Source organism: Pseudomonas sp. F220 (assembly GCF_057813935.1).
On sequence record NZ_JBVASJ010000072.1, the window covers coordinates 1 to 9,663 of the forward strand.

The window sequence follows — 9,663 nt, forward strand, 5'->3', positions numbered from 1 at the left end:
ATGCTCAGCCAAGCCTATACGTCTGGAATGCAAAAGGTGAAGACATCTTGCGCAAGATCCAGCGTGCGCGAGAGGCGATGGCATCACAGTCCAAAGAGAACGTTTTTTCTGAGACAGCACACTAGCTTCGAATCAAGGCTACCTACAAATTGTCAGAGCTGGAACTGATCTGCACCTGTGACTGCCGCAACATTTCACTGGAGAAGAAACCAGCAAGCGTCTGGAAGCCGTACTGATATAGATCCGGGTGATCAAACACACTCCTCCACTCCACATCCAAGTGCCATATGTGTAGCTTCGTAGCGTGCCTCAGCGGCTAATACAAGCCACCCGAGGAAGCTCAAAAAAAATCTCAAAACCTGGTGACGTGCAGTTCAACTACCGAAAGCGCTGATAGTATGCCGAGAACCTGCCTCAGGAGTGATAGATACCATCACACACTCTTGTCGTCAGAGACCTCGCGACAGGTTCTTTTCAACATCAAGATTTCTATTGGTCAAATTTTTATCAGTCCCCAATGCAAGATAATTACGTACGGTTGAGAATGCCACATCAGACATTTCGTTCCAGACTCCGGACGTTGTCGCTCCCACATAAGGTGTGCAGATAAATTTATCATCGGGCAATTCCATAAGCTTGGCCGGCATATTTATAACCCTACCCTCTTTAATCACTGGGCTGCGGTCCCAGTTCTTGTCGTCAAACGCAGCACCCGCCAAATCCCCGTTCAGCAAAGCTTCATAAAGTGCCTCACCATCCACCAGAGCGGCTTCGGAGGTGTTTATCAAGACGGCTCCAGGCTTCATGCTCGAGATTTCTTTCTTACCGAGAAGACCACAGGTCGCCTTGTCATAAGGGCAGGCCATAATAACAACGTCACTTACCTCAAGCAGGCTTTCCAAGCTCAACATAGTGGCATTAGTTAACTCCTCAATACCCGTTTTCCTGGAGCGTGCTGTATAAACAATATTGCACTTCATTGAGGAGTACAGCAGTTCTGCTATCTTTGACCCTACTCTTCCCATACCGATAATACCGACCACCGAGTCTTTGAGCAGCGGTGTATCCATTTCGTGGACTCGTCCGGCCTTCTGCTCATTATGAAAATATATTATTTTTCTTCTCAAGGCGATAATCAGCCCAAGCAAAAATTCGCCCATGGCATCGTACATGACTTTCAAGTCAGGGGTGCTTGCGACGGCGATACCAAGTCTGTCAGCAACGTCTATATCCACGAAGTGTTCCGCACAGGTCGCCATACAAGCGATCAATCTTAACTTACTCGCCTGCCTCAAAATCTCTTCAGTTAGCACCTCTTCGCCTGCAAGAATGTAGACACCGGCATCTTTAATCAACGATATTATTTGTGATTCGGTGGGTCTAGGTTCTGAAATAAGCTGCACATCATAAAAATCATGACTGAAGCTGGATGTATATTTTTCATCCAGCCTGGCAGCACCGGAAATGATAATTTTTGTTTTTTTCAAGGGCTCACCCATAACAACCACCTATAAACAATCACCACATTAATCCAGCTCAAGCGCATAAAGATGCGCACCAAACACCAACAAATCACTCACAATGAAAATATTTACTTTAACCCACCCCCCTTCAGCAAATTAATTATTGCGCACTGAACGTCAATGCAAAAAATATTATCGCAAAACACGATTTACAAAAAGCGCATACCTATTTCAACATTTATCAAAGTGCTCAATTGAACGTTTAAAAACGCTTTAAAAAACACTTTAAAAAACAGGAGCATAAAAAGGCCATATAAGTAAGCACTGCCAAGAACTTACTCACAGCCAGGCCATCGCTTTTTAAAGTCCGCACGGAAAAGGCATCAACTATCAGTGGCCACTTCAGACTTCACTTAAAGCATTGCCTCATCCTCCTATGCTGTCAAAACGGTTATAGAGAACATAAACAACTTTGACAACACAAACGAACATGACCGTTACCACAGAAAAATACACTGAGACGAACGGAGTTATTCCATTGTAAAGCGCGTCCAAGGCAGCAGAAGCGAATACAACCATTGGCAAGGCCACTACAAAAAAATACAACAATGCATTTGAATAAAACGTAGCAGGAAGCAGTGCAAATGTGAAAACAGATGAATGAATATAATCGACAGGTAAATTGCGCTGGGTAATGAAAGAGAATGAATTCAGCGCCAAAAGAAAAGTAATACTGGAAACCACTCCCACCACCATTACAAACAAATAAAGCCCAGTATTAAATGCACTAACTAAAAACGGATAAAAATCAATCTTATTCGACAGAATACAAATTAAAAGCAACAGCAGCGCTGTTAAAACATAATAGACCTCACACCACCGCAACAGCATTAACACCAGCAAATTAATAGGACGCACCAGCAGAGTGTCAATTCGTCCTCGCGTTAGTTGCCAAAAAAAACCAGTGATCGCAGATTTAAAAAAATTTACAAGCAAGCTTCCCAATGCGTACGACATAAAAAAGATCAGCAGCCAGTTGGAGTTTTCTTTCTCGGAGGGAACAAGGGAACTTATAATGTCAAAAAATATGAACTGAAGGCTATAAAGCGTGACAAGTGCCAATATTCCGCCCAGCATATTTGCTTTATATCTCAGCTCTTCTTTTGCTGCGTTTTTAATCAGATTGAGTATATGCATTTAACCTCCCGATCCCGAGTACCTGTTGCTGGCGAATTTAAATGTAACTTTACAAGCCAATAGCATGATTGAAAACCAAAAAACATAAAGACATAAAAGTTCCAAGCCCAACTCACTGCTCGGGCGTAACAGGAACTCTGCCGGACCACTGATTATCAAGCGAAAGGGATTATATTGCATAAAAGGTTGGAGGTAGGCTGGCCAATAAGCGATGGGTAACAACGTGCCCCCCACTACGCTCGCCAGGACAATTTGAAAGTTGATGGTCATGTCAGGGCGGGTCAACCAAAATGTAGACAGCGACATCAAAAAACCCAGTAAAAAGCAAAAAAACAAATTAATCAGACTCAACAGAATGAATCCCGCAGGGCCGGACCACCCTGCACCTGAAAACATCACAAAAATAGCGATAATCAAAATGGGAATGTAATAAAGAATAGTCTCACCGAAAAAGAGAAACAGGTTGTATTTAAAATAACTAATTGGCTTTATAAAAATACCTTCTAGCTGCCCTTCATGCACATGACCGGAAACCCTGACAATCAAATCGTAGGAGTTGTTTAGTCTATTGAGCGCCAACACAGCAATATAATAAAGATACGTCTCTTCTAGAGTGTATTCCGGCAGCGAGTCGGCGCTCGCCCCCTCATAGACAAAACTCCAAATTGCAAATTGTATGAAGAAAGGCACACCGGTAGCGATTACAAGGTCCGTAATCAACATGGATCTGTCTCTATATGCCGAGAGCAGGCCCGTTTTAAAAAGTTCAAAATAAGCTGCAATATTCACGGATCACTCACTCATCAGCCCACGTTTTGAAAAGGTTCACTACATTACTTTCAAAATCCAACGCTGAAACTTCAAGATCGTAAACACCCTCTTGAAACATATCGAAGACAGCGCCTAAAGAAGCCTTGGGAATCATGTAGGTCGTTTGACTTAAGCCGTCATTAAGTACGCTTATGTTTTGTAGCTTTTGGATGGCGCCCTTGAATTTTAAAAGACCGACCTCACTCTGAGTAACATCTTGGGTACTGACGGTTAACTTTATATTGGCTTTAAAGTTTGTGCTTAACTCACTCATCGAACCATTGAAACGTATGTTCCCTCTGTCGATAATAATGGCATCGTCACAGCAGGACTCTATGTCTCCTAAGTCATGACTCGTAAGAAATACGGAAAGATTGTCTTTCTTTCTTTTATAATTCAGATACTTTCGTATCTCGTGCTTTGATGTAACATCAAGGCCGACAGTGGGCTCATCTAAAAAAATCAGCCTTGGGGAATGTAGAAGATTTAACGTAAGCTCGCACTTTACGCGCTCACCTAGACTAAGATTACGGACCGGCTTATGAAGGACTTTTCCGAGATTCAACGCATCAATTAGTTCTGTCAGCCGTAAACGATAGTCATCATCCTTAACGTTATAAATTTTTCGATAAGTATCGAAACTCGTTTTGACCGGCAGATCCCACCACAGTGATGTCTTATGCCCGAACACCACACCTATTTGGCTGAGAAACTCTTTTTCCCGGCGGCCTGGATCGTAGCCCAAGACCTTCACTGAGCCAGAAGAGGCTCTTTGTATTCCACACAAAATTTTTATCAAGCTAGATTTACCGGCTCCATTGGGCCCAATAAATCCGACCGCAGCGCCTTCTTGAACCGTAAAATCTATTGAATTCAGTGCCTGGAAAGTTTCATACTCTGGATTTATTAAATTCTTGCACCACGTCAGAACGCCATCTGTTTCTTTGGCCAAACGATAACTTTTATTGACTGACGTTACGTTAATCAAACTATCCATAGGGGACCTATAGTTTCAACTTTGGTGTACGCGAAAGGAATCAACCGTGTGACGGGATGCATCCAACCACCTTAAATACTCATATGGACAGGTCCGTTGTGGCGTTTTATGTCGCATATTTTGTATACATCAATGGTTGGCCCTGGACATTTTATTTTGCTAAAGGGCAACATCTTTAAATACTCCGTTTGCAATCTGATAAAAGCGAGTTCCGATATTTTCGACGAACCTGATATCGTGAGAAATAATTATCGCTGCCGGATTGAGTCGCTGTATTTCGCTTTCAAGCATTTCTTGGGAGCTTATATCCAAATGATTGGTCGGTTCATCTAAAATCAAAAAATTTGGATTGGTTAAGCGCAGAGTCAATATGACAAGACGTGCACGCTCGCCGTAGCTAAGCTGCGCAATTCTCTTTTGAGACTCTGAATAAGAAAAGCCTGAGGAGGCAAGCCTATTAATAGCTGTCTGCTGATCGAGCTCAAAGTTACTTGTAACAAACTCTAAAATTTTAGCCTCTAGAGGCAATGAAGAAAACTCTTGATCAAGAACACCAACTTTAACAGATGGGTTAAGTTTGATACTGGCATCAGCCCCGGAAAGTATCGTCTTGAGCAAAGTGCTTTTACCGCACCCATTGGGCCCAGAAATGACCAGTCGATCCCCTCGATTAACAGTTAAGGAGTTGACAGAAAATAACAAATCACCCGCTACCGAATATAATTTCAAATCATCTATTTGCATAAGCTTTTTAGCGTTAAACTCTTCAACCGCCAAGGTAATTTCTTTTTTACATGGCGTGTTATTTACTGGAACGGCAGTCTCCAGACTCTTAATCCGCCTTTCCAATTGTTTGGCCTTTTGCAAAGCCCTGTCGCTGTAATTATTCACCCCCAACTGACGTTGGAATTGTGCGCTTTTCTTCAATCTGTGAATCTCGTTTATTGCTTCAATTCGGAAGCTTGCAGCGGCTCGTTCTTGTTCTCGAAGTAATTGTCGAGCCTGCGTAAATGAGACATCAAAATGAGAAATGCATCTGCCGTGAAGGAGCAAAGTGCTTTTTGTTACTGAGTCTAAAAAATCCCGATTGTGACTGATCACCGCAAATGTAGATATGACATGACCATCTCTCAGTAGACGAGTAAGGTTTACGATGTGGGCTTGGTCCAAATGGTTCGTGGGCTCGTCAAGTAACAATAAATCTGGCTCTAGAAGAACCGCCCTGGCAATCATCAGCACTTTTTTCCAGCCGCCACTCAACTGACCTACAAGCAGAAGTCGAAAAGCTTTCGGGAAATTGAAAAGCTCAAATGTATACTCCGCTTTCCATTTATCAGTAATAGGGTCAGATAAGCAACCCTCCAAAATTTCAAAGGCGGTTGATTGATTCCATCGATCGGGAAAACCTTGCTCTACATATTGGCAACGCAGACCTCTCGCGTGGGTAATGTTGCCCTCGTGTTCATCTAACTGTTTTGCAATACATCGTAATAATGAGCTCTTCCCCGATCCGTTATCACCGACAATACCTATTCTGTCACCACTATTGATGGATAAGCTAACGTTCGAAAAAAGCGATACGTCATCAAAAGCCAAAGATAAATTTTCTAGTTTGACCAGTGACATGACTAATTTATTTCCCACTCTCGCACTATGCTTTTACGCTTATATGACTTTGTTTCGGGCAGCGCTTCAACTTCCTGATGTAAAAGCGTAATGGAGTAACCGAACAGGCTAGAGAGCCTCTCTCTTAACCGGCGTAATGTCTCCTCCATGTCTTTATAGGGAGCACCAAGATATCGCGTGACCAACTCTATTGTTTCCGCGCTTTTCTGCGTCAAACGGAAACTAGTTAGTGTTTGGTCACCGTCAAGTAGTATGTCATCTATCGCGCCAAGAATAGACGCACTTGGCACAAGTCTATGCTCGCGCGTGCGAAAAGCATCATCTTGTCTACCGTTAACTTCATCTATTAATGTGAAGGCGCTGCCGCATTTACAATTTATATGAGGCGCCGTTTTTTTGGCGATATCTCCATGATCGAGTCTAATCATCGGCATCAGTCCATTTTTGAGATCCGTACAGATGACGGAGCCAAAACCCTGGGCGTCCATATTTACAATCTCGACATACGCACTGTCTTCGGTGACATGGTATTGACCATATGTACACTGTGTTGCAATGAGCCCTATTTCCTCGGAACTATATTCGTCGAATACAGGGATACCCAAAGCGCTCGAATAATACGACCGTTCACGCCGCGTACTGGATTCAGAGTTAGTCAAAATAGCCTCAACCCCACTCTTTATTAATTCGTCCTTATGTTGAAGTATTAGAGGGAGATAACTTGGTAATATTACGAGCAGCCTAGGCCGCAGAAAAAGCAGGTGATCGCCCAAAGGGGTGTTGGGGAGTAAATCGGGTAATTGAAAGATTCTGTAGTTCCCATGAAGCGACGAAAACGCCAAAGGTGCGTGATGAAGCAAGTAAATCCAATCATTTTCTTGTAACGGCGTCTTCAAACAGGAACTATAAAAACGTAAGTATTGGCCATGGTCGATATTTATATAACTATCATCTCTGTAAACTGTAAACGGTCTTCCGCTTGAACCAGATGTCCGTGCGGTGTGAGCTTGCTCAAGGTACTCGGGAGCAGCCACTCTACTGCCTGCATCGACACAACCAAGAAGCTTCTTGTTTATAATGGGAAGCTGTTCGAAGTCGGAGAAGCTTGAGATACCTCCAACCTCATAACCTGCAGCCCCGTAAAGTTCTCGATAAAATGGAACATTTTTATATGCATTGTCGACCAGTTTTTTAATTGTTAACAATTGAAATTTCTGGATCTCCGCTTTTGATTTGCGTAAAAATTCATTCATCAACTCAGCATTTTTTGAGCAAAACTCCAAGGCCTCGGCTTGCATATTGTAATTATCACTTCGACGCCTATATGTCCGCTCTGCCAGTTTCCTGATCAACGCTATGTTGCCGTCTTCTTGTTGTGAATCGTAAAACTTTCCCGGAACTTCAAAAATATTCATTGAAAAGCCTGTCAGTATTTAGTTTACGATAGTCATTGACTGTTAAATCAAAGAAATGCCGAGCGAACTCATACGTTTCTAAATCTGCTTTTTTGGGGCATTCAAAAACTCCAACTTCCATCACTAGCTGTAACGTATGTAGCGCCTTTTATCTTTACGTTATTAACTACAGGTGAAGGCTTTTAAGAATTGATAACTCAAATTGTTTTATTTTTACCTCTGAACCAACTGATAAAAAATCAAATTTATTGGTGATGCACACATAAGTAAAGCCAAAAAAGCATAACGAATATTTCAGTAACATTCCGACACTTTAAAGCCCATTGCTTTTATTCAATTTTATATTTCATTTAATTACAGCATGCCAATTATCAACATTGGCCATCTGTAAAAACCAAAAAATCGAGGCAGGAATCTGAAAAATAGAAAGGAGACCTTTACAGCGACTACCACAACAACAAAACCCAGAGCCGCGATGTATTCGTAATTTTTTCTCTTAAAGTTAATTTTCCAGACTCGAGAAAAACTTACAAACACACCAAATTAAAACGGAAGTATTAGGCGTGTACAAAACCTCTTGAAATTCCCCATGTGCAACATCACCACTATAAATGACAGCCCCTGATGAAAAGCTTCACGAACTGCCCCTCACGCGAGCTCTCAGTGAGATCGCGAAAGAAGCGTCACCCGGCTCAAGCACAAACTGGAAGTCGGAGTAAATGCAGGTGGCAGTGCTTGTACCGTTCAAACCATGCCTTCACGTTCTGTGGTTTGTGGGAGAAGTCGTTACCGATGATCAAATACAGTTGAAGGTGCCTGGCTGATTCTCTGTTGGGCGTTGAATACATCGAGATCAATTAACGCTTGTTTTAAACGCGACATCGAAAACCCAAATTGCTCATCAGGTTTCATTAGAGCAATCCTGATCCGATTGTGCCCGGCAGTATGATGGCTATTCCAATAGAAATATCTGCCTGGTAAAACAGCCACATCATACGTGGCAAGATAATCAGTCAGTTCGAGGTCCGAAAGTTCCGTTCTCTCGATATTGAGCCACATCACGGTCATTGTAGCGTCTGGCGTCACGTCCTCAATAGTGACCAATGAATTTTTGAGTTCTGACCGTGCTATATCAATATTGTTATGGACAATTGAATGTATGTAAGAAAGCCCACCTTTTTTAAGAGTAGCATCAATAAATGCATTGATCACTCGCAATGAAAAGTTTGAGCAACACAGGTACAGCTCCTCATAAATGTTCCTGATGCCGGGCGCCAGATTTTCGCTGTATGAAAGTAAGCTCGCCTTGGTGTCCAACGTCGGCCATTGCTTACCCGTATCTTCCAAAATGATAAATGACAAGCCCTTATCAATGAGCAGTGCGTATTCGTCTATGTTGGTCTGATGGCAGAACCGGAAGGAGGTGTCGAGTATCAAGACCACATCGTGCCGATAGCACATGTCAATAATTTTCAACATCGTGCTAGCGTCAATAACAAGGCCAGTCGGATTATTGGGATTCACCAAGAACAACGCATCAAGCTGTTTATTCTGGACAAGATCTTCCAGTACCGCTGGATCGGTAAATACCGCCTCAGGAACGGCTTCGAGGGTTACTTCTCGGCGCCGCAACAGTTGAGCAAGGTTATCAAACGTCGGCTCGACGAGCCCGACCTTATAGTTCATCGACCGTGCCCAGGCTCCTACAATATCGATGCTATTGGACGCGGTGGGGCAAACTGAAAAATGCTTGTGCTTACGCAAACCATCCAGTTTGAAGTACTCCGCAAATTTATTTTTAAAAAGCTTCTCCATTTCAGGAATAGATGTTTTTACTGCGGAGTCCCACAAGTCAGGTAACGCGGACAATACAGAGCTGAAATGTGTCTTTGCCGAGATGTAACTATGACCATCTGCAAGATTGTATTGTGCCGACAAGCCAAAGACCTCAAGCTCGGTCAAATTATTATTCTTATAATCAGTTATAACTTTCATTTAATATTGCGACTCCACTTGATAGTTTGTCATTTAGGGAGACGCTGAACAATTAACCCGTTCGCACCGCCCCCATTGCCAAGCCGGTTTTTTTCAACCTGCCGGCCTTATTTTGCATTTCCAGGGCCGATTTTCGCCCTCATTTTGCTGATTTTCGGGT

General features: G+C 42.8%; 7 protein-coding genes and 1 pseudogene. 1 reads left to right on the top strand and 7 read right to left on the bottom strand.

What is annotated here, in order from left to right; genetic code table 11:
* Positions 1-125: pseudogene (locus ACZYSM_RS28605) on the top strand (IS630 family transposase); the annotation flags it as partial.
* A gap of 324 nt (positions 126-449) precedes the next feature.
* Here ACZYSM_RS28605 and ACZYSM_RS28610 read toward each other — a convergent pair.
* The 7 genes from ACZYSM_RS28610 to ACZYSM_RS28640 form a co-directional block, all read right to left on the bottom strand.
* Entirely contained in the window at positions 450-1,499 is a 1,050-nt protein-coding gene (locus ACZYSM_RS28610) for a D-isomer specific 2-hydroxyacid dehydrogenase family protein (RefSeq protein WP_489076958.1), read from the bottom strand.
* Between the two features lie 390 nt (positions 1,500-1,889).
* Positions 1,890-2,660 carry an ABC-2 family transporter protein gene (locus ACZYSM_RS28615; RefSeq protein WP_489076960.1) on the bottom strand — a complete coding sequence of 257 codons (771 nt, stop codon included), beginning with the start codon at positions 2,658-2,660 and terminating at the stop codon, positions 1,890-1,892.
* Entirely contained in the window at positions 2,661-3,449 is a 789-nt protein-coding gene (locus ACZYSM_RS28620; RefSeq protein ID WP_489076965.1) for an ABC-2 family transporter protein, read from the bottom strand.
* Between the two features lie 7 nt (positions 3,450-3,456).
* Positions 3,457-4,467, bottom strand: a complete 1,011-nt coding sequence (locus tag ACZYSM_RS28625) for an ABC transporter ATP-binding protein (RefSeq protein WP_489076967.1) — start codon at positions 4,465-4,467, stop codon at positions 3,457-3,459.
* A 159-nt stretch (positions 4,468-4,626) separates the two neighbouring features.
* Entirely contained in the window at positions 4,627-6,093 is a 1,467-nt protein-coding gene (locus tag ACZYSM_RS28630; RefSeq protein ID WP_489076969.1) for an ATP-binding cassette domain-containing protein, read from the bottom strand.
* Positions 6,094-6,095: 2 nt separating this feature from the next.
* On the bottom strand, positions 6,096-7,508 hold the full coding sequence (locus tag ACZYSM_RS28635) for a phenylacetate--CoA ligase family protein (protein ID WP_489076971.1): 1,413 nt from the start codon (positions 7,506-7,508) through the stop codon (positions 6,096-6,098).
* A gap of 786 nt (positions 7,509-8,294) precedes the next feature.
* Positions 8,295-9,503 carry a pyridoxal phosphate-dependent aminotransferase gene (locus ACZYSM_RS28640; RefSeq protein ID WP_489076973.1) on the bottom strand — a complete coding sequence of 403 codons (1,209 nt, stop codon included), beginning with the start codon at positions 9,501-9,503 and terminating at the stop codon, positions 8,295-8,297.
* Between the last annotated feature and the right edge of the window lie 160 nt (positions 9,504-9,663).

Bases quoted from the DNA above. Each gene is read 5' to 3' on its own strand.
- ACZYSM_RS28635 (WP_489076971.1), bottom strand. From the start codon at position 7,508: ATGAATATTTTTGAAGTTCCGGGAAAGTTTTACGATTCACAACAAGAA.
- ACZYSM_RS28640 (WP_489076973.1), bottom strand. From the start codon at position 9,503: ATGAAAGTTATAACTGATTATAAGAATAATAATTTGACCGAGCTTGAG.
- ACZYSM_RS28630 (WP_489076969.1), bottom strand. From the start codon at position 6,093: ATGTCACTGGTCAAACTAGAAAATTTATCTTTGGCTTTTGATGACGTA.
- ACZYSM_RS28615 (WP_489076960.1), bottom strand. From the start codon at position 2,660: ATGCATATACTCAATCTGATTAAAAACGCAGCAAAAGAAGAGCTGAGA.
- ACZYSM_RS28610 (WP_489076958.1), bottom strand. From the start codon at position 1,499: ATGGGTGAGCCCTTGAAAAAAACAAAAATTATCATTTCCGGTGCTGCC.
- ACZYSM_RS28625 (WP_489076967.1), bottom strand. From the start codon at position 4,467: ATGGATAGTTTGATTAACGTAACGTCAGTCAATAAAAGTTATCGTTTG.